Source organism: Halorubrum ezzemoulense (genome assembly GCF_004126515.1).
Taxonomy (GTDB): domain Archaea; phylum Halobacteriota; class Halobacteria; order Halobacteriales; family Haloferacaceae; genus Halorubrum; species Halorubrum ezzemoulense.
This window is the reverse complement of record NZ_CP034941.1, coordinates 195,469-216,764: the sequence shown is the minus strand read 5'-3', so window position 1 is coordinate 216,764 and position 21,296 is coordinate 195,469. Positions and strand designations below refer to the sequence as shown.

The 21,296-nt window shown below is 56.0% G+C and carries 20 protein-coding genes and 6 pseudogenes; 11 read left to right on the top strand and 15 right to left on the bottom strand.

Features of this window, described 5'->3' with window-relative positions:
- Window positions 1-248: 248 nt before the first annotated feature.
- Window positions 249-1,025, top strand: a complete 777-nt coding sequence (locus EO776_RS16640) for an SDR family oxidoreductase (protein ID WP_094520517.1) — start codon at window positions 249-251, stop codon at window positions 1,023-1,025.
- An 895-nt stretch (window positions 1,026-1,920) separates the two neighbouring features.
- Here EO776_RS16640 and EO776_RS16635 read toward each other — a convergent pair.
- Window positions 1,921-2,913 (bottom strand): hypothetical protein, encoded by a 993-nt coding sequence (locus EO776_RS16635; RefSeq protein WP_129452692.1) that lies wholly within the window; start codon window positions 2,911-2,913, stop codon window positions 1,921-1,923.
- Window positions 2,914-3,967: 1,054 nt separating this feature from the next.
- Window positions 3,968-5,194 (bottom strand): IS701 family transposase, encoded by a 1,227-nt coding sequence (locus EO776_RS16630; protein ID WP_129452590.1) that lies wholly within the window; start codon window positions 5,192-5,194, stop codon window positions 3,968-3,970.
- 80 nt (window positions 5,195-5,274) lie between these two features.
- Here EO776_RS16630 and EO776_RS16625 point away from each other — a divergent pair.
- The 4 genes and pseudogenes from EO776_RS16625 to EO776_RS16610 form a co-directional block, all read left to right on the top strand.
- Window positions 5,275-5,691: pseudogene (locus EO776_RS16625) on the top strand (AAA family ATPase); the annotation flags it as partial.
- 60 nt (window positions 5,692-5,751) lie between these two features.
- Window positions 5,752-6,720: an IS1595 family transposase gene (locus EO776_RS16620; protein ID WP_129452589.1), complete on the top strand. Its 969-nt coding sequence runs from the start codon at window positions 5,752-5,754 to the stop codon at window positions 6,718-6,720.
- A gap of 23 nt (window positions 6,721-6,743) precedes the next feature.
- A pseudogene (locus tag EO776_RS16615) lies at window positions 6,744-7,661 on the top strand (orc1/cdc6 family replication initiation protein); the annotation flags it as partial.
- 280 nt (window positions 7,662-7,941) lie between these two features.
- Window positions 7,942-8,499 carry an IS1096 element passenger TnpR family protein gene (locus EO776_RS16610; RefSeq protein WP_129452691.1) on the top strand — a complete coding sequence of 186 codons (558 nt, stop codon included), beginning with the start codon at window positions 7,942-7,944 and terminating at the stop codon, window positions 8,497-8,499.
- A gap of 16 nt (window positions 8,500-8,515) precedes the next feature.
- Here the strand turns inward: EO776_RS16610 and EO776_RS16605 are convergent.
- From EO776_RS16605 to EO776_RS16575, 6 genes and pseudogenes are all read right to left on the bottom strand, one after another.
- Window positions 8,516-9,109 (bottom strand): annotated as a pseudogene (locus tag EO776_RS16605) (IS1096 element passenger TnpR family protein); the annotation flags it as partial.
- A gap of 20 nt (window positions 9,110-9,129) precedes the next feature.
- Window positions 9,130-10,353 (bottom strand): RNA-guided endonuclease InsQ/TnpB family protein, encoded by a 1,224-nt coding sequence (locus EO776_RS16600; RefSeq protein ID WP_129452587.1) that lies wholly within the window; start codon window positions 10,351-10,353, stop codon window positions 9,130-9,132.
- Window positions 10,354-10,894: 541 nt separating this feature from the next.
- Window positions 10,895-11,383, bottom strand: coding sequence for a hypothetical protein (locus EO776_RS16590; RefSeq protein WP_094520271.1), 489 nt, complete (start codon window positions 11,381-11,383; stop codon window positions 10,895-10,897).
- A 74-nt stretch (window positions 11,384-11,457) separates the two neighbouring features.
- Entirely contained in the window at window positions 11,458-12,000 is a 543-nt protein-coding gene (locus tag EO776_RS16585; protein WP_094520270.1) for a hypothetical protein, read from the bottom strand.
- A gap of 19 nt (window positions 12,001-12,019) precedes the next feature.
- Complete coding sequence (locus EO776_RS16580) at window positions 12,020-13,837, bottom strand: SWIM zinc finger family protein (RefSeq protein WP_094579706.1); 1,818 nt, start codon at window positions 13,835-13,837, stop codon at window positions 12,020-12,022.
- A gap of 65 nt (window positions 13,838-13,902) precedes the next feature.
- Window positions 13,903-14,157: a hypothetical protein gene (locus tag EO776_RS16575; protein WP_050033709.1), complete on the bottom strand. Its 255-nt coding sequence runs from the start codon at window positions 14,155-14,157 to the stop codon at window positions 13,903-13,905.
- A gap of 80 nt (window positions 14,158-14,237) precedes the next feature.
- Between EO776_RS16575 and EO776_RS16570 the strand changes: the two genes are divergently transcribed.
- The 5 genes and pseudogenes from EO776_RS16570 to EO776_RS16550 all read left to right on the top strand — a co-directional run bounded on the left by EO776_RS16570 (window position 14,238) and on the right by EO776_RS16550 (window position 16,802).
- Window positions 14,238-14,591, top strand: a complete 354-nt coding sequence (locus tag EO776_RS16570) for a hypothetical protein (protein ID WP_094520268.1) — start codon at window positions 14,238-14,240, stop codon at window positions 14,589-14,591.
- Window positions 14,592-14,687: 96 nt separating this feature from the next.
- Window positions 14,688-15,284 carry a hypothetical protein gene (locus EO776_RS16565; protein ID WP_094520267.1) on the top strand — a complete coding sequence of 199 codons (597 nt, stop codon included), beginning with the start codon at window positions 14,688-14,690 and terminating at the stop codon, window positions 15,282-15,284.
- Between the two features lie 149 nt (window positions 15,285-15,433).
- Window positions 15,434-15,808 (top strand): annotated as a pseudogene (locus tag EO776_RS16560) (hypothetical protein); the annotation flags it as partial.
- Window positions 15,809-15,967: 159 nt separating this feature from the next.
- Window positions 15,968-16,261: a hypothetical protein gene (locus EO776_RS16555; protein WP_129452586.1), complete on the top strand. Its 294-nt coding sequence runs from the start codon at window positions 15,968-15,970 to the stop codon at window positions 16,259-16,261.
- Window positions 16,262-16,364: 103 nt separating this feature from the next.
- Window positions 16,365-16,802, top strand: coding sequence for a TRAM domain-containing protein (locus tag EO776_RS16550; protein ID WP_094520266.1), 438 nt, complete (start codon window positions 16,365-16,367; stop codon window positions 16,800-16,802).
- Between the two features lie 48 nt (window positions 16,803-16,850).
- On the opposite strand, the gene EO776_RS16545 is transcribed toward EO776_RS16550, so the two are convergent.
- From EO776_RS16545 to EO776_RS16530, 5 genes are all read right to left on the bottom strand, one after another.
- Window positions 16,851-17,198 (bottom strand): DUF6788 family protein, encoded by a 348-nt coding sequence (locus tag EO776_RS16545; protein WP_094520265.1) that lies wholly within the window; start codon window positions 17,196-17,198, stop codon window positions 16,851-16,853.
- Window positions 17,199-17,430: 232 nt separating this feature from the next.
- A complete protein-coding gene (locus EO776_RS19930) occupies window positions 17,431-17,598 on the bottom strand; it encodes a DUF7837 family putative zinc-binding protein (protein WP_456152231.1) in 168 nt (55 codons plus the stop codon).
- A gap of 229 nt (window positions 17,599-17,827) precedes the next feature.
- The gene (locus EO776_RS16540) at window positions 17,828-18,244 is read right to left on the bottom strand and encodes an HVO_A0114 family putative DNA-binding protein (protein ID WP_129452585.1); all 417 of its coding nucleotides are present in this window, start codon (window positions 18,242-18,244) and stop codon (window positions 17,828-17,830) included.
- Window positions 18,245-18,271: 27 nt separating this feature from the next.
- Window positions 18,272-18,589 carry a toxin-antitoxin system TumE family protein gene (locus EO776_RS16535; protein ID WP_094520263.1) on the bottom strand — a complete coding sequence of 106 codons (318 nt, stop codon included), beginning with the start codon at window positions 18,587-18,589 and terminating at the stop codon, window positions 18,272-18,274.
- Window positions 18,590-18,724: 135 nt separating this feature from the next.
- A complete protein-coding gene (locus tag EO776_RS16530; RefSeq protein WP_094580034.1) occupies window positions 18,725-19,120 on the bottom strand; it encodes an HVO_A0114 family putative DNA-binding protein in 396 nt (131 codons plus the stop codon).
- Between the two features lie 211 nt (window positions 19,121-19,331).
- On the opposite strand from EO776_RS16530, the pseudogene EO776_RS19470 reads away from it, so the two are divergent.
- A pseudogene (locus EO776_RS19470) lies at window positions 19,332-19,517 on the top strand (RNA-guided endonuclease TnpB family protein); the annotation flags it as partial.
- Between the two features lie 13 nt (window positions 19,518-19,530).
- Here the strand turns inward: EO776_RS19470 and EO776_RS16520 are convergent.
- Together EO776_RS16520 and EO776_RS16515 are read right to left on the bottom strand one after the other, a co-directional pair.
- Window positions 19,531-20,145: pseudogene (locus EO776_RS16520) on the bottom strand (transposase); the annotation flags it as partial.
- Window positions 20,146-20,153: 8 nt separating this feature from the next.
- Window positions 20,154-21,257 carry an IS630 family transposase gene (locus EO776_RS16515; RefSeq protein WP_094520376.1) on the bottom strand — a complete coding sequence of 368 codons (1,104 nt, stop codon included), beginning with the start codon at window positions 21,255-21,257 and terminating at the stop codon, window positions 20,154-20,156.
- Window positions 21,258-21,296: the final 39 nt, after the last annotated feature.

Sequence of the window (21,296 nt, the reverse complement as noted above, 5' to 3'; positions counted from 1 at the left end):
AGAGACCGAAAAGTGGGTTTTGATGCCCTCCGCCGCCGACAACCGGGTGGAGCCATCAGGGAAACCGATCAGTTAGTAGGAGAGTTGTAGGCGATACATATTCCACCTATTGTGATCAATTCAAGTTTGTGTCGACAACAATGGATCATATACATCGCCTCCTAAGAATCCCCCCAAATTAGGTAACCCAAGAATAAAAAGGTATATCACGAACGTTTATTTACAAATGGGAACATGTTAGCTACACCATGTCTGGTCCCCTGCTTGACGGGAAGACGGCTGTGATCACTGGTGGTTCGAGCGGCAACGGACGCTCTATCGCGGAGACATACGCCGCGGAGGGTGCGGACATCGTTGTCGCCGATATTCAGGAAGCACCACGAGAGGGTGGTACGCCGACTCACGAACTCGTTATCGACGAGTACGATGTCGACGCGACGTATGTAGAATGTAACGTGACGAATCTTGACGACCTCGAAGCGGCCGTCGATGCCGCGGACGAATTTGGTGGCATTGACGTGATGGTAAACAACGCGGGTATCTTCCGCCAAGAGACGTTCGTCGACACCGACGAAGACGCCTTCGACCAGATGATGGATATCAACGTCAAGGGAGTCTACTTTGGCGCGCAGTACGCTGCCCGCAAAATGGTTGAGAACGGTGGTGGGAGCATTATCAACATGTCGAGCAACGCCGGTCTCGAAGGGAGTGCAGGCTTCGTCACCTACTGTACATCAAAAGGTGCGGTCCGACTGATGACGTACGCGCTCGCCGACGAGTTGGGGCCTGAGAACATCCGAGTGAACGCGATTCATCCGGGCGCTATCGAGACGGCAATGCTCAAAGAGGACGTCGAGATCGTCGGGACAGAGGCTGAAGAGGGTTATCGCCAGACGATCCCGCTACGTCGGCTCGGTCAACCAGAGGATGTTGCTGATGCCGCACTCTATCTAGCGAGCGACCTCGCGTCCTACGTTAGTGGGGAGTCACTATACGTCGACGGTGGGATGACAAATTCCGGATAACTGAGCAGCGTCTCCAGGTATTTGATTCCCATAGAAAGTTCGATACAAAAGCAGAAGGCAGGTTCGTGTTTGAATATCAATAGGTGTTATAAAAATATTCACAAAAATCTGATTTTGTCTGGGATTCGATGAATTAGCTGTCAGGACGAGTATACGCATTGAGTGCCGAGGATTCTGCCAGATCAGGGAGATAACTCGATAGCTGTGCGAGATACACAGCGCACGTATGATCAACGTGTCCGTGCCTAGCTCAAGACAATCAGGGAGTCATTTTGCTCCCTAGTAGATAGGCTGGTATAATCGCGAGCAGTGACATCACAAACCCGATAATAGGAGTAAGTCCGAGGAAGAACGTGGTCATTGGCACATCAATTACACCGGTGAGAGACATGAACGCTACGTAGACTGGGAGTCCAGTGGTCATAACCAGAACGATAGTAGCAATCTTCCGCTTGTCTTGCTTAGTCAGATCCTGAGTGAGAGAGGATAGGTGACCCATGTTGCTCGATTCGCTCTCACCTGTATAGTTCTTATTCGATTGCCGAACACATACTGCGAAGAATTGTGGACCGGCTTGACTCTATCCGATAGATACATCCTCTGTGCCGAACGATTCACGTGTCAGTAAGCAAGGGATGTGAACTGCTCTCTAATGCCTTAGTGCCGCTTCAACGCTGAACTGCTAGAAACAACTGATAGACGGTCTGTAGGGTGAATCTAGAAGCTCACAACTGAAGGCCCACTAGCTATCAATAGATTTCACCAGACGATTGGTGAGCAGTACATGAGAAGACTGCTCATCCAACTGGGCCGATACTCTTGATCGGTAGCGAGCACCCACCTAGGGCTGACGTCGACCGTAGCGTGTCTCCCCTCGTCACGCCGCCAGACCAACTCATCGGTCGGCATTCGAGCGCGTGTGATACGACTGTCCAGACTTGAATTCGGTCAGTTCCTCGATCCGCGATTCGAGCTCTTCGACTTCGTCGCGAAGCTGGTCGGCATCGTCAGCATCGCTCGCCGCAAGTTGGTCTTTCAGCCCTTGGAGCCGCGTCTCCTTGCGGTCTTCGTCCACCTCGGCTTTCCGAACGTACTCGGTTTCTTCAATCTCGTAGACGTCGCTTTCAGCGACATCAGTCACCTCGAGGGCGTCGTCAACCTTCCCGCGATCAACGCTCACCACCCGATCACGGTTGATCCCGGCTGATTCGAGCGTGTCCAGCACCTCCTCGTCGGCTTTGAGCGAGCGGTTCGTCCGAGCAGTCCGCTGGACCGAGCCGTACGATCCCGAGACGGGTCGGTCGTGATGGAGTCGGTCTAAGAGCGTGTCGGCGATCTCCTTGCGGAGGTCGTTTGCGTTCCGTTGAACGTCCGAGAGCAAGGTATACAGGTCGATGAGTGTCCCTGTCTCGACACCTTCGAGCGCTGTAACCTCGTGACGTTCCAGCGCGTCGACGAGCAACAGCGCATCCGCGTAGACATCGAGATCAGGTTCTGTCCGTTCGTCGGGAGCAGGCTCAGAGGACGGGTCCTCGTCTAGCAACAATGAGGTGGTTGGCGCTTCGGTCTCGATTATCACACCTCGGTCGTCGTTCACCTCGAATCGTGGATGAAGACTCAATACCGTCGGGTATGGATCCGCATCGGGTGGGAGTCGATCGAGGTCGAACCCATCGGTAGAGTCGGTGACACGCCGATATAGTGTCTCGAACTGATCTTTTTGAAGCGGTCGCGACTCACCGCTATCTGAGAATCTGATGATGACACGGTGTTCCTGGACGCCAGTTATCTGAAACCGGTCGTTCGAGAGTGGTGTCCGGAGCGTCGCTCCTTCCGGGAGGTCATCTAACCGCTCAAGGAGATTGTGCCAGCTGACCCGAAACGACATATCTGTTGTGAGAGAGCGAGATGCTAAATGTCTGAGGTTGTTCACAGAGATTATCGATGGGTTCGTCATCGGGTGGTGATAGTCACTTCTTGGTTGTGGTGACGGAGGTGAAATATAACAGGAAGATACGACTGGGTCCACGGATTCAACATATTTTACCACTAGACGCACCCCTCTGTCGACTTGTTCAACAAAACCACCTGTATATAGAGGGTCACCTCTATCGATTTGTTTCGCGAGGAGTTACCCATAGGAGATCGGTATTGAATTAGTGGAGAGAAGTTCTTTCCACGCCCTAGTGGGAGGTTTCCATTTCTGATCAAAATTGAGCATAGGATCACTCCTACACGTAGTCGGGGGATTCACCACGACCGTGTCCCTAGGACCACACACCCACCCCTATCGATTTGTTCTAACGAGAAAGAGTGGTGAGGTGGGTCAATCACGGGGGAGCCAAGGTGGATATGGTTAATCAGAATAATATCCTTCGGCTAAATCCATCTTTATAAATTCGATTCTGTTATAATTGGTGTGTAGAAAGGGGGTTGAACAAATCGATAGGAGTGGGTGTAGAGTAGTTAGTCGAAGAAATAAAAGGAGCAACAAGACATCACTCGCCACAGTGTACAAGAACTCCGATCCTGGTCTTCGTCGCTTGGTTTCTTGACTTCTTATTTAATATCCTATTAGGAGGAGAATATAGCGACGAAGAGTGATTAGAACAAATCGATAGACGTGTGTTCTTCTATCTAGCTAGTAGCTAGAACTAGAAAGAAGAAAAAGAGAAGATGGAAGAGACTCTCAATTTTGCCCCAAATCGTGACGTAGATGAGACGTTAGTCCAATCTGGAATTCTGTCACCCCTTCCTTCCTTGGAGGCTGGAACAAATCGATAGGGGTGAGAGGGTGTGTGGGTATTCTTTTGAATCGGTTGAGACGATAACCCCTAACAAATCGTCGGAGGTTACGGAGAGGAACAGCGTAAACCTCTAATACCGTGGATTTGACGGTCATACCGGCAGAAAAGAAATCGACAGGGGAATCTTTTAGTATCTCAGCTTTGAACGTTAGCGTCGGCTGTTGAGTGAACGAAGAGGTGATCAATCTCTTCCATTAGGTCGTCGACGCTACGCTCATCGTTGTCTCGAACCCACGAGAGAAGGTTGTAAACGGCTTCTTTCAGCGAGTGTTCGAGGTTCGCTCGAAGCGATGACGCTTTCGAGCGAACCGTCCCCAAGGCGCTCGATTCGGGATCAAGACGGACGAGACTGTAGGCAGCCATCAGAAGGTGCCAGTGCCGACTGGCACCTTCGTCGGTCTGCATCTCGCAGTCTCCCAAGCCGAGATCCTGCTTCGAGTCCTCGAAGAACGTTTCGATGCGCCACCGCATCCCGTAGGAGCGAATAATGTGCTCGGTCGGTGCGTCGATCTTGTTCGTGACGAGGTACTTGACCGGGTTCTCTTCGTCTTCTTCGTCAGTTTCTTTCTCAGCGAGCACCAGCTTCACGTCTCCCAGTTGGGAGACGGGAAGCTTCTTTGTCCAGATGTGGTAGGTCTCGTCTTCAACGTCGCGTTCAACCGTGTCGATGCGCTCTGCAAGCGCATCGACGCGGATCTCTTCGCCGCCGTAGGTCACCTGTCGGTTGCTCCGGAGCGGGCCGATCCAGTCTTTGTCGGAGGATTCGATGAGTTCAGGAAGGCCAGAATCGTGGGCGAACCACGAGTCGAAGAGGTAGGTGTCCGCCGGGACACCTACCTCGTCTTCGAGTTCGGTGACGATCTCGCGGGCGAGATCGTACTTGGTGTCGTGGTCTTGGTCATTGTCGTCCTGTTTTTCGTAGAGGCGGAAGGTGAGTGGGTAGGCGGTTTTGTCGTCAGCGTAGAAGGCGTAGATGAGGTCTTGGCCCCAGACAGTGTCACCTTCAGCGTGATCGTAGAAGTGGCCGACGCCGGGGACTTCGTCCCCGGCTTTGTGGGTGATCGTGTCGTCGAGGATGATGTAGCCAGCCTTCGACCAGCGTGTTTCACCGTGTTTTTGGAGTTCTTCGAGGCGTTCGTGGTTGAACTGTTGTTCGTCCCAGTCGTACTCGGTGAGGAATTTGTTGAGAGCGCGTTTGTCTCCAGCTGGAAGGACTTCGCGTGAGATGCCTGCCACGGTCTTGTTGCTGGCCGCAACAAGACCGGTGGCGTAGGTTTTCGCGTGATGACGTTGAGCTGATGACAGCGATTCGAACTCGTCAAACACACGCGTACACGACAAGAAGTCCGTAATCGGCATCATCCGTCTTCACTACCGCCTACGTCATGCTCCTACTTCAACGTTCAAAGCTGAGTTAGTATTTTGGTAGAGTGGGTCCCAATATGCCCACGGATCCTGGTCCCGAGGGAACCTCCGAGTCCACGAGTTCTATCAAAGATCTCATTCTCGAGCAGGAAGAAGCCGCGAGTCTCATCAAGAACCGGTCGCTCCTTGAGCCGAACGAGATCGTCGACGAAGAACGTATCGTCGGTCGTGACACACAGCTCACCGATATTACTCAGCACCTTCGCGTCGCAATAAGTAACGAGCGACCGCCGAATCTTCTCCTCTATGGTCCTTCTGGAACCGGGAAATCTCTTATCATTAATGCTGTCTGTCAGAACATCGTCGAACTCTGCGAAAGCCGTGATATCCGGTTCGGCGTCATCCAGATGAACTGCCAGAACGTGGGAACCCTCGGCGCAGCTGTCTACGAACTTTCCCGAAAGGTGGCGAACGACATCGGAACAACTGTCGACGCTCTTCAGTAGACTGGCGGAACCAGGAGTATTAGTGCCTCTGGCCTGGCAAAGACGGGTATGTGTGAAGACCGTCCTGCCTTCGGCCAGAGGCTAGCGGAACTTGCGGAACTTGGGGTAATAGAATTTCGGCCCGAGCCGCTCGACGCCATCGTCGAGCGGCGTCTCAAGACGGTGTGGGAAGAACGCTCCTGTCCACACTGCGGCGCAGACAACCTCCACGCTCTCAACGGCTCTGACCGTATTTGGTGTGGCCGCTGTGACTGGAAAACCACGTACACGCGAGGGACACCCTTCTACGATTCGGAACTCACCCCAGGTGAGTTCCTCATCGCCTTCATCCTCTACGCTGACACACTCCTCAGCATTACCCAGATCGCTGGTCTCCTCTCACCGTGTTACACGACGCTTCACGACCAGCTCAGAGAGTTTGAAACCGCGTTCTGTCGGGGATTTCCGACTGTCTGGGAGCGCATCTCCCAGACAGTCGATGGGCCAACACAGGTCGATGAAACACAGCAGGTGTGTTCGGGCTTCAAAGGCCAAGATCCGCCGCGGGAGGGACTCAACCGCGGCGGGTCGCCCGAGGGTGGACGTACCCGCTGGACAGGGGATCAGGGTGACGAACTGACGCTCGTCGCGGCGTGCCGCGACGTGCTTCGCGTGGTCTCAGCTCAGGAAGGAAGCGACTATGAAGATGACCTTGGGCCAGTTATCGAGGAAGCAGACGACCTCTCCCAGCCGCTGGGAGAGGTCTGGACCGATGGACTGCCAGCTTACCGAGGCATGGAGCACGATCACCAATACGTTGTCCACGACGAGAGGTACGTCTCCGACAAAGGCGTCCACACGAACCAGGTAGAGTGTCTCTGGTCACTGCTCCAACCGTGGTTGGCGAAGTTCCGCGGCCTGTCCAAGCAGGGCTTGGAGCAGGCCGCTCGGACCTACGGCTTCCTCCGGTCACTGAACCTTACTGGGGCACCGATCCACAGTCTCGTGGACTGTATCGCTGTCAATGTATTCCGCTAGTTCCGCCAGTCTACCGAAGAGCGACTGTCGATGTCCCGGAACATGGAGTTCCAAACAAGAAAAAATGGCGCGAACTCTACCGTCTGATCAACGACCACTACGATACAGTTGTATTTATTCTCGATGAACTCGATATGCTCGTCGGTCGTCGCGATAAAGACGAGCCCGCTTTTTCGCGCCTTCTCTATCAGCTATCTCGTGCTGGAAGCACCGACGAGATTACTGCCCAAGTCTCTGTCACTGCCATCACTAACGACACGAAGATGATGGAGAGTGTGGGAAGTCGCGCTCTCAGTTCTTTTACCCCTGAGGACGTTCACTTTAGTGACTACGACGCCGACCAGCTCCGGGAAATTCTCCGGGCTCGGGAGGACGCCTTCCACGAGGATACACTCAGCGGTGACGTCATCCCGCTTGCAGCTGCATTCGCTGCCCAAACCAATGGAGACGCACGGAAGGCGATCGACCTGATGCGAACAGCTGGGTCGATTGCGGAAAAAACAGGTGTAGATAAAGTCCGGGAGGAACACGTTCGACAAGCCCAAGATAAGGTTGAGAAGAACCGCGTGTTGGAGGTGACACGTGGGATTAGTACGCAGAAGAAGCTCTGTCTGTTCGCGACTGCAGCTGTGGCCCGTGAGGACGGAACTGGTGCAGCAAGGAGCCCGATTGGATACCGGGTGTATCAGTACTTGACAGGTACCCTAGATTCGGATCAGTACCACCAGGAGACGTACGTGAATAAGATGAAAGAACTCACGACGTATTCGTTGGTCGAGACAGAGCGGAAGAGTCAGGGACCACACTCGGGTAGCTACCTCGAGTTCACGTTTGGTGAGAATCCGGAGACTATCATCGAGACGCTCCGAGAAGATTCGCGGCTAGACGACGTCCACAATGACGAACTCCGCACCGTCGTGAATGCACAGCTCAATCAGTAGGGTGTTCACCGAACAAGTCGATAGGGGCGAGGGTGTTATCGATGACTCAGTTTTATCGGTGACAGGAACAAGTCGATAGAGGTGGGTCTACAGATTGTGGTGGTCGCTCACACAACAAATCGATAGGGGCGACTGTTTAGCATTTTGCGTTACCGATATTCTAAAAATCGTAGATGACGCTGGGATCTTTTGTGAATGAACGGTACTGTAGTCAACTGATCGAGGAACCACGCTATTGTCGTGAGGAAAACTGACACTCCCGCCTATGGAAGATACACGTATGACGAGCTACGTGTTTCGTGTATGGTTGCTCCCGAATCCGCCACTGGAGCTCGAACCCGACGAGGAGGTCTGGCGGGATATCGAAGTCGACGGGTCACATAAACTAGCCGAATTCCACGAGGCGATCTTCGAGGCGTTCGAGCGTTGGGACAGCCACGCCTACGAGTTCATCACGCGCAACGAGGACGGCATCGCGCTCCGGAGCTACGTCCACCCACAGCTCTACGACGGCGGCCCGAGCTGGCGAGCGATGGACGACGCGGAGATCGACCGCTTCATCGATCAAGCCGTGCCCGACGACGCCTCCGAAGACGCCAAAGCGCGGTTTCGCGAGCTCCAGTCGAATCCGCCGCCGGAAGGTAACGCCGCCGACACCACGATCGACGAGTTAAATCCGGAAGAGCTGGGAGCGCTCTCCTACACGTTCGACATGGGTGACAACTGGGAACACTACATCGAACTCCAGGATACTCGCAACGCATCGTTGGACAGTAGCCCCGTGGTCGTCGACGAACAGGGGGACGCACCGTCCCAGTATCCCGATATGGACGAGTAGCGGGTGGTTGTCCCGCCTACAGTCGTCTTTCGTCAATGATGGCGGCGGTATCTGTCCCGGCGATTGTGTCGGATTCTGCCAGCAGGTCGTCGATCTCGTCTGGATCGTAGACCTCCTTGACGATACAGTAGTGCTGTGACGGCGTTCCGAAGTCGTAGACCATGCTGAGCCGATCCCCTTCTCGGAGCGTCGCACGTTCAGCGATGTCTCCGATCGTCACGTCACTCGCGTTCGTGTACGAAGGGTCGTCGATCTTCTCATGCTGGTGGTCCGGGAGAATGTTGAGTGACGAGTCCAGATACTCGTCTTCGAGGCCGTACATCCGGAGGTGAAGATCATCGAGCGTACTGAATCGACACACGAGCCGATCGAGTTCCGCTATCGTCGTTTCCGGCCGAACGACGACATCGTACCACTCCTCGCGAGCGCGACCCTTCTGCTTCCAGCGAAGACGGTAGCCGGTGGTGCCGATACGAGATTCTACCTCCATGCTTGCATCCTGTCTCAGCTGGTCGATCTCATCGAGTGTTACAGCCCAGCAATACGAACAGATCTCATCTGGCGCATCGCCCTCGAATGCCGTCTTGTCGAGACTTTTCCAGTCAGCATATCGCGGTGAACTACCCTACCCTACCGCTCGCCTGACGGCTCGCGTTTGAGGGTGGGGCTTCCTGTTTCAACGACGCGCTTTGCAGATACCGAGGTATCCACAGCGAGCGCAGTCTCCACAGGCGTTAATTCGGAGCGTCCCGCTCCTAACCGCTTCTTCACACCGCGAGAAAGAATATTCAACGCCGCGTTCGCGTCTCTGTCAGCCTCGAACCCACACGCCGGGCAGGAGTGTTCGCGCACCCACAACGGTTTCTCGGTCGAAACGCCGCAGGACGCACACTCTTTCGTCGTCCCTTTCGGATTCACGGCGACAAAGTGCGTTCCCTCGCGTTCGCACTTGTATTCGAGCATCCGCAGGAACGTCCCCCAAGCCGCACCTGCCCGGTTCCGCGAGTTGCCCGGTAGTTCGACCAAGCCCTTCGCGTCCAAGTCCTCAACGGCCACGAGGTCATATTCTCGGGCGTAGTAGTTCGACAGTTTGTGTAGAAAGTCCCGTCGCTTGTTCTTCAACTCGGCGTGTCGTTCGGCCACGACACGGCGCTGTTTCTCCCAATTCGCAGAGCCGTGTTCCTTCCGCGAGAGGTCGCGTTGGGCGCGTTCCAACCGCTTGCGCTCGTCGGTTAGGTCGAGCGATTCGACGGCGGTTCCGTCGGTGTCGTGGGCGTACGTGAGAATCCCCACGTCGATGCCGACGCACTTCTCGGGATTCTCCGGCTTCTCCGATGGGTTGTCCGGGGTTTCGACGCCGAGGGTGGCGTACCACTTCCCCATAGGTTCCTGTTTGACGGTGACGGTCTTGATTTCGGCGTCGTCGGGCAGGTCGCGGTGGAAGGTGATGGGTATCTCACCGAGTTTCGAGAGCCACAGTCGGGTCCGACCGCTCGTGTTCTTGAGCTTGAAGCCGGATTGACTGTAGGTAAAACTTCGGTACTCACCCGGTGCCTTCCAGTTGAGCGTCCCGACGCGGTAGCCGTTCTCTTTGCGACCGCGAAGGGTTGAGAGGTTGTCGTACAGGCGTTGAACGACTTTCTGAAGAACTTTGGAGTGAACGTTTTTCAGGTCGTCCCACCACCTCTTGAGGTTCGGCAGGAGCTTTTGCTCGCGGTATGCCGAGGTGTCGTCTGTTCGGTTGAGTCGGTGGAGGAAGTGGTTATAGACCTGTCTACAGGTATCGACAGTCCACGCTAACTGGTCTTCGAGGGCGGCGGACGGTCGGAGTCGATACCTGTAGCTGTAGTTCATCTACGAGCGTTCTTCGATGAGTTCGTCAAGTTGTCCGCGAACGAACGACGAGAGGTTAAGATGGTTCTCCTCGACCCACTCGGCTTGGTCTTCACGGATGGTGATGTTCTTCCGTCTCACTACATGCGCACTATGCGTACCTATGCGTATAGTTGTTACGACTGCGTGGGCCTGTGAGCCGAGCGTCGAACGTGTTTGTGAACTGTGCGGCGTTGACGAGACGCGAAGCGTCTCGTCCGCGCACGAGAGCTTTCTTTCGTGAACGCTGTATCCCCTCCCTACTCACTCGTTTCGCTCGTTCGTTGAGGAAGGGGCCTTAGCGCCTACTTTCAGGTAAATCGATGTATTCACTCGCGGGTGAGCGCGTACTCCGATCACACAGCTTCTCGCCGAGCAACTCCTGACGAGGGGAATAGGTCGACCTGCCGACTGGTTCTGCTTTCAGGTCGACGATATGGTCGACAGTCCCTATCTGACTGACTTCGATAACAAATCGCTCCAGTATCTCCGTCTCTGAATCGGTCATGGTTTTGGTAGTCTGTTATTCGACATCACTCGGAAGGATTCCATACGTTCTGGCGACCGAGACGATCTCTTCGCGGAACTCCTCGAACTCCTCACCGTGCGAGTCCGCGAGTGTTTCCACCTCGTCAGAATATGCCTCGCGGATCGCTCTCGCTTCGGCCCGCCCCTCGACGGTCGGTTTCCAGAGGGTTGTCGTGCCATAGTCCCCTGATTCGAACGACGGCCCAGATCGCTCGCGTTCTCCGACACACTCGACTAATCCCCGTTCTTGCAGTGTTTGAAGCGCGGTTTCGACTTCAGGTCCGAACTCCGAATCCATCGAGAGAAGCTCTTCGAGTGGCGGCTCTTCGGATCCACCTTCTGTCGTGATTCCGTCGAGTTGCGTACAGGCTACAACGAGGTCGTCAGTCGTCTTTTCGACGCCAGCGTAATCGTGTTTGTATCGTCTGTCGTGGGTAGTGAGTTGATCGATGAGTAACCGCTCGATCCACGTCTCGGTTTGCATGTCTGTATCCTACGATCGGAATCAACAAAGCGTGTCGCACGAAGCTGCATGTCGGGACGAACAGCAGCCACCGATCAATCGAGTTTTGCCCGCTCTTTCAGCTCGCCGACTAGGAGATCGAGGATCGCTTCTTTGTCCTCCTCGGGAACGTTCCTGCCGTCGAGTTCGTCGAACTTCTCTTCCCAGTGATCTATCCACGACCCGAACACGTCCTCGAATGTGTCTTCTGGATCGTCTGCAGCCCTGACGTCCTCGATCCCCTTCTGAATCATCTCGTGGGGCCCTCCGGCTCCAAGCTCGGCTTCGAGTACCAGCCATGGTTCGTACTCGAAGGTCGAAGAAAGTTCTTCGATATGCCACGTCTCGTCGTTCAAATCCAGTTGATACTCCGTCACCACGTGAAACCGAGCTGGTGAGGCATCGACACCCGGCACACCCATGTCCGAAAGGTACACCGTCGGATGACGCTCGATCTGTAACGAGAGCATGTCATCTGCTTCGAACTGGAATCTGAAAGCCCGCTCTCTGATCTTTTCCAGTGTCAGCCCATCTTCAGGCAGGTCGATGTCACACTCGTCCAGCACGGTGAGAACGCGGTCTTTGGTAGTCCTATCCATTATCCTCACCTGGTTTCGACTACTCAGTGAAGCCCTCCAACAGTTCCTCGAGCATCGGGCGGAGCTTGTATTTCCGGTAATGTTCGTCTCGGAGATCTTCGACGTAGACACACCACTCATCGAGTTTACCGACAACTCGGGCGGCCTTTCCGGCAGTTTCCAGCCACTGGACGGCGTGTCGGTACCGTTGGGACTGTCCCTCCTCGATGATTGGCTTGGCTTGTTCCTTACAGGCGTCGATCGTCCAGTCTGGGTGCTCATCCCAGACTTCCTCGACGACCGGCTCCACGACCTTGTAGTCCGAAAATCGATCCGCGATATCGATAGCCCCCTCGTACTGCTCTGCGTACAGGAAGATTTCGACGTGCCGTCGCGCAACTCGCTGCGTCGTGTCCTTGTTCCGAAGCGATGTCACCAACTCTTCGCGAATAGTCATCCACTCCTCACCGGCGAGTTCCTCTGCCGCTTGGTAGGCCGCAAGCGTCGGCGAGGCTTCGAATGCGGCGATAGCCGCCTCCAAGGCCACCTCCGGTTCGTCGAGGCTGGCGGCTCGATCGCGGAGCCACTCGGCCAGCTCCGCTTTCTCGCTGCCGTCTAGTGCCAATCCGCGTTGGGCCACCTCCAGTGCTGCTCGGGGCCGATCATGGTTTCGCAGCGTCTGGGCCAGTGTGAGTGCTTCGTTCGGGGAGGACAAGTTGTGCCGGCCGTATTCGATCGCCTCGTCGATCTGTCCTTCCTCCACGAGCTTGGTTACGTAGTCATCGATCAGATCCGCAGCCTCCGCCAGATCCAGGTACTCCTCGTTGCGACCTTGGCGCTTGAGGACGTTGAGGTGAGCCCTGATGAAGTCCTCGGCGTACCACGGTGGATCCCCTCCCCAGAGGTCGGCATAGCCGATATCGCCCTGCATCGCTCGCTGAACCGGTTCGAAATCCCAGCCCCGTTGGGCGGCTTCGAGCGCGACACTGTATGGCGGATGGTGTGTATAGCCTCCCATCTCCTGTACCCACGTCCAGAGGCGATCCTTCCAATCGGTACGCTCGGCCTCCGAGAGGTCGGCGGTGAGCAGCGCCTCGGCCAGCACTCGGTCGACCTCGTCGAAGAACTCGAAGATCGCGTTCGAATCGTCGTACGAGAGCGCGAGCCACTCTTCGTCCATGAGTTCGTCGGCCAGCGGTTCGAGGATGTCCAGTGCCGTCTCGCCGTCGCCAGCCTCGACGGCTGTCCGTGCCTGATCGAGAAGGCCTCGCAACTTCTCGACGTCGGTTTCGGCTGCCTCGTACGGGTCGTAGGCGTGAGCGCTTCGCCCCTTAGTCGGTCCGAGAACGTTCTGTACCTGCTGGCGGATCGATTCGCGATTGATGTCCGGAGTTCGACCGTGTTCGCCATTCTCCATCTCGTCTTCTGACTCGGCTGTTTCGAGTTCGGATTCGATCTGGGATGCCAGCTCCGGGCGACTCTCAATGAGGCTGGTGAGAACGTCACGGAGGACCTCGGGCTCGGCATCCGCGATCAGTTCGGAGATGGGCGGTCGCTGGTCGATCCCATCGGAATCGCGGACGTACGTCAGGAGAACGGCGACACGGTGCTTGCAAATCCCACCGTGATCGTACGGACAGGAACACGCCGTGTCAACGACCCCAGTTTCGTCGAGATCGATCCGCACCTGGTAGGGCTCGTACTGGCTGCCTTCAACCGCCGCTCGGATCGTCTCACCGCGCCGGACGAGCTTGACGACGGCACCCTCGGCGTAGTAGTTTCCCCCCCGGTCGTATGACTGGGGACGTGCCAGACCCCGGACTGCTGCCTCCGTGAGTGTCGGGTCGGGATCAACCATCGCTCGTATGGTATCTACGGATTAAACCCGTAGTAATTGTGGTGGGCGGTTGGGTGGCTGTGTGCCTACGAATCTGGAACCCAGACGCCTTTCACCGGCTGGAAGACGGCGTAGGCGTCGACATCCGACGTGTCGGTCGGATGAGCGGTGTGTAGCGTGAGTTGCCCCCTGCTCGTGTGTTCTCGGTTCTGTTCAGTTACCCACTCCTCTGCGTCCGCTTTCAAGTCGAAGGCGAGTCGACCATCCTCATCGAAATTCGCCTCCGCGAGTGGTGTCTCGCGAAAGACCGAGTCTTTGATTTCCACGATGTAGTCGACCATAGCTGTTCGTTCGCGGTAGCTCTCCTTTAGAATTCCCCGTGCTGAACAGATTAGATCTCTGCCAACCGTACAAACCGTATATGGAACTGACGCTCGAACATCTCCAGTCTGAGCACCTCGATCCGCTTCCGCTGTTTCAGCCCGAAGAAGCGACACTTTGGCACATCGACACCTCACATCCGGACGTGGTCGCCGACGATCACGTCAACGCCAGACTCGCCACAGCAACGATCTGGTCACTCGACGAGGATCGGACATACACCCTGCCCGTGTTCCGGGAGAAGTATACGTGGAGTGACGAAGCGATCCCCGAACGACTGCGCTATCTCGCTACCCATCTACACGGATCGGATACGGCCGTAACGGAAACGTGCTCCGTCGAAGTGTTCACGGCGACTGCGGTCAGGTCGCTTGCGGGCCGAACCGTCTGGTAGCGTGATGACTACGTCGACGACGCCGCCGGGTGAGGAACGGAAATCCTCTCGAAGGCCGATCCGAGGAATTACGCCGCCATCCAACCAACAACGCTTATGGATCACACTCACGAGGCGTTCGCTGACGCACTCTCCTCGGGCGACACCGAGCGCGTGAATCGGGCGATCGACGAAATCGAAAACACCGAACTCGAGGAACGAGCCGCCCTGTTCGACGAGTGTTTCGATATGTGTCTCGACCTCTACGAGGCCGACGATGGATACCAGCGACAGTCCGTGATTCGCTTTGCGGCCAGTCTGTATCCGCGCTTGGCCTATCGAACGGTCGGTGCGGACCTCACCGACGAGGCGTTACCGGGTGAGTGGACGCTCGACGAAATCGCGACCCACCGTGAACGATTGCGGGACCTCTACGCGGACGCGCTCTGCGACGACGACGGCCGCGTGCGACGCGCGGCCGCCAAGGCGACCAAGGAACTGGCGCTGACCGCCGAGATGCTTGAAGCCGAGGACGAACTCCGGTCCATGATGGACGAACTGGACACGCTCGCCGAGGAGTGTGCAGACCCGAAGCGAAAACACGTCAAGCAGGCCTACGAGAACATCGCCTTTCACGCGGAAAAGCCGTTTTCCCTACTCCCGGACGGGCTTCGGGACGCGCTCGAAGGCGACGACCACAGTAGTGGACGGTAGCTCACTCGAACGCTCTTGTGTAGGACATTATTGATGGCTTGCTGTCTTGCGATTTTGGTCTGTCCCGGGTGAACTCTATTCGGCTTAGAGAGACGTTCAGATCGGTGGTTGAGGCTACTCGTGAAAATACCGTGACTGTATCAACAATTTCCTACGGAAGAGCGGTCCGTCGGAATCGAACACTCAAAGATGACGAAGAAGTCCTTGAGCTATTGGAGGCGGAAGGGATCGACCCCGAGCGCGTGCTGAGTGTCGACACGAGCAAACTTGACGATGCGCTGGAAGTGATGTCACTCTCTGAGTCCGACGTGTACGAGATCGACGAAAGCGAGTATGTACGGAAGGCAGACGTCGACGACGAGATGAAAGAAAGCCGTCTCCAAGGGCTCAAAGACCAGTTGGCTGGTGCCGACGAAGACACAACCGAGCTCCAAGCTGAAATCGAAGAACTGGAGCAGCGTATTACCGAACTCACTAGCTTTGACTCCGGGACATCTTATCACACTCGTTTAATTGGTGGGTAGCCGGCGTCTGGGCGGATACTGTCACAGCCGAGACTGCGGGAGGACTGTTCTATTGTACTCGTTGAGAGACGATAGACCGGTCACGGCAACTGACCAGTTGGTGTATCTGAACCCTGCTCAAGTCGGGTTTTTATATGTAGAATATGCCTATGACTTGGTATGACCGACTCGCAGTCTCCAAGTGTCTCTGTCTCATTATCTGAGCCGACTAACGTTTCTACAGTCTTGGACCGGGCCGGAATCGATTACGTCACCGTTCATGAGCAGCGACTGCTGGCGATCTATCATACCGGAATTTTCAATGTGACAACCGAACCGGAGTCAGTGTCGAATGCGCGCATGCTCGAAATCGAATGCTGGGAAGCTCCACTTCCGTCTCGTAGTGATGAGCGATCGCCACAGGAGCTTCTCGAAGACTTTGCGGCCGTGTTTGATGCTGGCGATGAGTCCTGAAGTGGTCTCTCGGGAACCTTGATCAGACCGACGGTATTCAGTTGAGAGCACTAGAAACGCTAGAACCAAGTCCGCTGGCACGAGTCAATACAATACGCGATTTATGAACATTTCTGAGACGCTCCAGACGTTGTATACTGCGACTGTTGAGGAGGACGATGGCACCTACCAGATACCTGTGCCAGACCGTGAGATAGCCACCGGGACACTCTCTGAGGGTGAAACATACCGTGTTGCGCTCATATCGACATCGACGTCGGATACCGAAGCCACCGACACGACTGAGGTCACTCAGTCAGCTGACCACGCTACTCAGCAACACGAATACGACGGCCCGCCTGTCGAGGAAGGTGAACAGCGAGACGTTGAAATCGAGAACCTCGGTGACCAAGGTGACGGGATCGCGAAAGTCGAGCGCGGCTACGTTGTGATCGTTCCCGAAACGAGTGTCGGGGACCGAGTCACCGTCGAGATACAACAGGTGCGTGAGAACGTTGCGTTCGCTGATGTCGTTGATGACACCCTTCGCGAGGAAGTCTAGGACCGCAGGTTGGCACGAACGGGTGGTTATTGCAAACTTCTCACACCACTACTCACTTTCTGGCTTGCCGATGTACTCCGATTTCATTGTGCCGTTCTCACGATAGTAGCGATAGAGATACGGGCCGTGCATATCCGCGGGATTCCCGCTGGCACATTTACAGCTGTCGTCGCCACAGGTGACTTTCTCTTTGACGACGGTCCCGCGTCCTGCGCCATCGGGCTCGTCGACGGGCTCGGCAGCCTCCGGAAGCTCGTCAGTGTCGACCGACTGGTCGCGATACTCGATGAGAGCCCCAATATAGTTCTGTACCTCCTGGAGTGTCTCCGTATCCTGTTTGGGGAGCCCCTCCGCGAGATACCTCGGGAGCGAGGTGGGTGGTGACGGCTGCTCCATACCTTATGTAACAATCGGAGCCATGTTAGCGTTCGGGTGATACATAAGGTGTTGAACTTTCTCTACCAACCGTGAACACTTCAGCGATTACTCAAGATCGTAGGCCGCAATTTCGTGAGAGCCACACCGTGGACATTCATCGACATCCTGCTCCACACTGTACCCACAGTGACGGCACTCGTGGTGCGTTGTCGATGACGGCTCGAGTCTCATAATCTGCTGGATGAACTGTTTACTGAGCATGGGTGGGGTCAACGATCTCGCCACAGCTTGGACATTCGGCCCACACGCCCGGATCACCGCCAGCGGTCTCGTAGTGGATGATTGCGTCCCGACCCGTGACTGTCTCGCCGCAGAACGAGCAGTCGCCACGGATTGTCTTTGGGTCATCAGTGGTCATTCTCACGAGCTCGCGAGCTATTTTGAGGGGGAGAGGGAGCGTGTGACACTGTTTTAGAGATGATCCGGCTGTTGAAACCGGGCCAGTGGTGCTCCCTCCCCTCAAAATTAGAGACTCTGTGATTTATAGCTCAGGTGAGCGGGGCGAAAGTATTGTTCCGGAACAGCAGCGTGATTGCGGGTCGTGAGTAGCCATCGCACGAGGACACTCCGAGAGAGATGCGTGGTGACTACGCGCTCGCGGGAGTCCCATCGGCATCGCCGCTATCGATGAGCGGGTAGTCGATGTGGACCTCGATGCGGTCGAACGGAACGACGGGTTGAATCGCACCGCTGGGCCCGCCCTCTTCGAGCGTGAGGATCCCCAGTACTTCCAGCTGCTTCAGGTCCGAGTGGACGTCGGACACGTCACGCTCGACGAGACGCGCTGCCTCGCGCATGCTCTCGGGCACCTCTTCCGCGATCGCCCGAATGAGCTCGAGGCGCAGCGGCGTGAGACTGTCGACGAAGTCGTCGTAGGTGCCGAACTGAAGCGTTGCTGTTCCATCCTGATCGTCGAGATTGTCGGCCTCGACGTCTTGGACAAACTGGAGCGCGTCCTCACGGAGCTGTTCTCGGTCGCCGACGGTGATGTGGAGTGTGGTCATGGTCGGGGTGTGTCGGGTGGTGTTCGATCAGTGCGGCCGGGGCGGGTCGCCGCCGACGGCGTCCCAGTACTCGTCTGTACTTGCCCAGAACTCGACAAGCCGGTCCTCCATCCCCGGGAACTCGACGTCGTCGAGGTCGCCGGCTGCGGTGTGGTGTTCGTGGCCTTTCGTGTCCTCGTGGGAGTTGTCGTATCGGACGAGCGTGAGGTCGTCGAGAGTGCCCAGGTGGAGTGTGTACTTCCAGCCCGAGGGGTACGTCTCGGTGTCGTCGGTCGGTCGAAGCACGACGTTCTCGACGAGACCGGCCTCGACGTGCGTGTACTGGAACAGCGGCTCCTGGACCATCTCTCATCTGTTGGGATACCGGCCAACGCTATAAGCGTTGGGTAGAAGTCCAACACCCAACACAAACCCGCCAGACGTTCACCACAGCGGGCCGAGCAACGCTACGCAAGTTGTTAGCCATCGGTATCTCAGCGCTCAGTCGTTCGCCTTGCGCTCGCGTCCCGACGCCGATGTGAGCGGGAGGTCCGCGTCGATCTCGTCGTACCACACGACGGGGCGCTTTGCGCTGCCGTTCTCTTCGAACTCGAGGAGCCCGTAGTCGGCGAGCTCGTTCACGTTGTCGAGGACCTCTGGTGGGTTCCGCTCGACAAGGCGAGCGAGTTCTCGGATGCTCTCTGGCTCGTGCTCAACGATGGCTTCGAGCAGTTCGAGGTTGGTCGACCGAAAGACGCGACCGAACGTTTCGAGATCTTCGATCGACAGCGTTGGCTCGCTGGGTTCGACATCGTCGCCGGCGTCGATCGCTTTGAGCCTCTCCTCGAGGCCGCTACGATCCGCGGACTTGATCTGGACGTGGAGTGTTCGGGTCATTAATGTGGAAGTGTGGGCTGGGGTTTCGATTGTGCGTCGATCAGCGTGCTCGAGTCACTAGGACGGCCGCCGTCGTGGTCAGACGGTGGTGAACCATCACCCCGGTTTATCAAAAGTCAAGGCGAATACCCCGAGGCTTGACCTCGGGGATGAAGCCGACAACTCGTGATACAAACCATTAAGGAAACACATTGCTAATCAAGAGACAGCGATGGAATACAGTCACCGCTACCACGCTTATCCAACACAAGAGGTAGCGGCTGAACTGGAATACCATCTGAACGTTCATCGCCAACTCTACAACCACGTCCGCTGGGACTACGGGAACAGTCCTGAAGACGATAAGCCGAGTGAGTACGACCAGAACAACAGACTCCCCGAATGGAAGCGGAAGTGGTATCCGTCTTCAGTTAAGACTCACACCTCGGTTGTGTAGCGGTAGCGAGCGTCTCTTGTAAGATCGGTCGCTGCTTGTGGATCTTTTGAGCGTCTTCGATCAGTCGTTCAAGCAGCGGCGGTGGTGAGTAGCCGAGATACTCACCCAGTTTGTGGAGGAAAAGCTGGGCGTGCGACCGAAAGGTCGCCGCCCAGCGCTCTGTCGGAAACACGAGCTCATCATCCGCCTGCTCAGTGACCAGATCCAATAAATCGCGGCTTACAAGCAGCGACAGCAGTGCTGCGTACAGTAAGATCTTCACCACGTGTTCGTCGCTCGTGTCGAACTCATCCAAGTTGTACTGAGTCTTCAGCTCACGGAACAACAACTCAACTTCCCACCGACATCGGTAGATCTGCGCTAAATCGGCCGGGAAGAACTCTTTTCTCACCAAATTCGTCATGTACAGATGGTAGTCGTCGGCGTCCTCGTCACGGACGCCGACGACGCGGAACCGCTTCGTATCCAGCGACTGCGTCCCGTTGTACGGTCCTCGTTTGAACTCGACTTCGACCTCTACATCGATGTACTTCCGGTCGAGATCGTTGAGAACAGATCGGAGCTGCTTGCCCTCCAAGGGAATGGCGCGGATAGTACCTAGCATAACTTTTGAAGATAGTCGTTGAGATGATTGTCAATCCAAGAGGCCGCGAAACTAAGCTGAGCTGTGAGCTTCTCAAAGAGCTCGGTAAGGAGAGCGCGGTATTCTGCCGCGCTCTCCACAATCAACGGTGACGCTTCCCATTTCAAACTCTTCCAGACCTGCTCGATTGGATTGAGATCCGGTGAACCAACGGGCAAAAACACGAGGTCAATTCCGAGTTGATGGGCTCGCTTACGCGTGTACTCGCACACGTGAGAAGAGAAGTTATCCAAGACGAGCAGAATCCGTTGACTCGGATTCTGCTCGCGGATTCCTTCGAGACACTCACAGATTCGTTCTTTCTCCTGATTACTTGGAAACTGGACCACGCTCTCACCGGAGAGTGCATAGAACCCGACCGCTGGTTCGTCTAACTTCACCAGCGGTCGGGTGATGTGAGGGTCGTCGACGGTGTAGAGTCGCTGTGAGTTGTCCCACGGTTGTGGATGCGATGTGTCGAGAAATCCAAGCACAGTTCCACCGTCCGTACAGATCTCTTCGTCGACGACCCAGCCTTCCTCATCGTCTCCATCGCGTTTGTTGTGCGGCTCATCAGTTCCCTCGTCGAACGCGTCGCCGACGCGTTCGTCGAGGATTTCTTCGGCATTCTCTGGCCGTGATGGGCGCTTAGTTCGTGGAATTGCGTAGGAGAGGCCGAGCTTTTCGAGGAACGTAGTGAGATGGGCTGGATGAAATTCAACGTCGAACTCCTCGTTGATGAGGTGTTGTATCTCTTGTTTCTTCCACGGTTGGCCCTCCCGGAGCAGTTCCAAGAGGCGTTGCTGTTGTTCTTCGCCGAGCTTCGGGGGCCTGCCGCCCCCGAAGTTCGGCATTAGAAGTCCAAGACCGCCCTTGTTCCATCGGCGAGCCCAGCGTGTTCCTGTCGCGGAGGACCTGCCGACATCGTCGGCAGCGTCCTCCAAGGTTGCCCCCTTGTAGAGCCGTTTAACGAAGATCAACCGCTCAGTGAGTTTTTCATCCGTAGACTCCGCGAGGAGTCGATCGAGATCGTCCTCACTGAGGTGACGGACGATCTCTTTGCGGCGATCCCCAGACATACCTCCTCATCAGACTCTACCTTCATAACTTTCACTAGG

Bases quoted from the DNA above. Each gene is read 5' to 3' on its own strand.
- EO776_RS16575 (WP_050033709.1), bottom strand. From the start codon at position 14,157: ATGGTCGACTACATCGTGGAAATCAAAGACTCGGTCTTTCGCGAGACA.
- EO776_RS16550 (WP_094520266.1), top strand. From the start codon at position 16,365: ATGAACATTTCTGAGACGCTCCAGACGTTGTATACTGCGACTGTTGAG.
- EO776_RS16545 (WP_094520265.1), bottom strand. From the start codon at position 17,198: ATGGAGCAGCCGTCACCACCCACCTCGCTCCCGAGGTATCTCGCGGAG.
- EO776_RS16535 (WP_094520263.1), bottom strand. From the start codon at position 18,589: ATGGTCCAGGAGCCGCTGTTCCAGTACACGCACGTCGAGGCCGGTCTC.
- EO776_RS16540 (WP_129452585.1), bottom strand. From the start codon at position 18,244: ATGACCACACTCCACATCACCGTCGGCGACCGAGAACAGCTCCGTGAG.
- EO776_RS16640 (WP_094520517.1), top strand. From the start codon at position 249: ATGTCTGGTCCCCTGCTTGACGGGAAGACGGCTGTGATCACTGGTGGT.
- EO776_RS16600 (WP_129452587.1), bottom strand. From the start codon at position 10,353: ATGAACTACAGCTACAGGTATCGACTCCGACCGTCCGCCGCCCTCGAA.
- EO776_RS16530 (WP_094580034.1), bottom strand. From the start codon at position 19,120: ATGACCCGAACACTCCACGTCCAGATCAAGTCCGCGGATCGTAGCGGC.
- EO776_RS16635 (WP_129452692.1), bottom strand. From the start codon at position 2,913: ATGTCGTTTCGGGTCAGCTGGCACAATCTCCTTGAGCGGTTAGATGAC.
- EO776_RS16570 (WP_094520268.1), top strand. From the start codon at position 14,238: ATGGAACTGACGCTCGAACATCTCCAGTCTGAGCACCTCGATCCGCTT.
- EO776_RS16590 (WP_094520271.1), bottom strand. From the start codon at position 11,383: ATGCAAACCGAGACGTGGATCGAGCGGTTACTCATCGATCAACTCACT.
- EO776_RS19930 (WP_456152231.1), bottom strand. From the start codon at position 17,598: ATGACCACTGATGACCCAAAGACAATCCGTGGCGACTGCTCGTTCTGC.
- EO776_RS16565 (WP_094520267.1), top strand. From the start codon at position 14,688: ATGGATCACACTCACGAGGCGTTCGCTGACGCACTCTCCTCGGGCGAC.
- EO776_RS16515 (WP_094520376.1), bottom strand. From the start codon at position 21,257: ATGTCTGGGGATCGCCGCAAAGAGATCGTCCGTCACCTCAGTGAGGAC.
- EO776_RS16630 (WP_129452590.1), bottom strand. From the start codon at position 5,194: ATGATGCCGATTACGGACTTCTTGTCGTGTACGCGTGTGTTTGACGAG.
- EO776_RS16620 (WP_129452589.1), top strand. From the start codon at position 5,752: ATGTGTGAAGACCGTCCTGCCTTCGGCCAGAGGCTAGCGGAACTTGCG.
- EO776_RS16610 (WP_129452691.1), top strand. From the start codon at position 7,942: ATGACGAGCTACGTGTTTCGTGTATGGTTGCTCCCGAATCCGCCACTG.
- EO776_RS16585 (WP_094520270.1), bottom strand. From the start codon at position 12,000: ATGGATAGGACTACCAAAGACCGCGTTCTCACCGTGCTGGACGAGTGT.
- EO776_RS16555 (WP_129452586.1), top strand. From the start codon at position 15,968: ATGACCGACTCGCAGTCTCCAAGTGTCTCTGTCTCATTATCTGAGCCG.
- EO776_RS16580 (WP_094579706.1), bottom strand. From the start codon at position 13,837: ATGGTTGATCCCGACCCGACACTCACGGAGGCAGCAGTCCGGGGTCTG.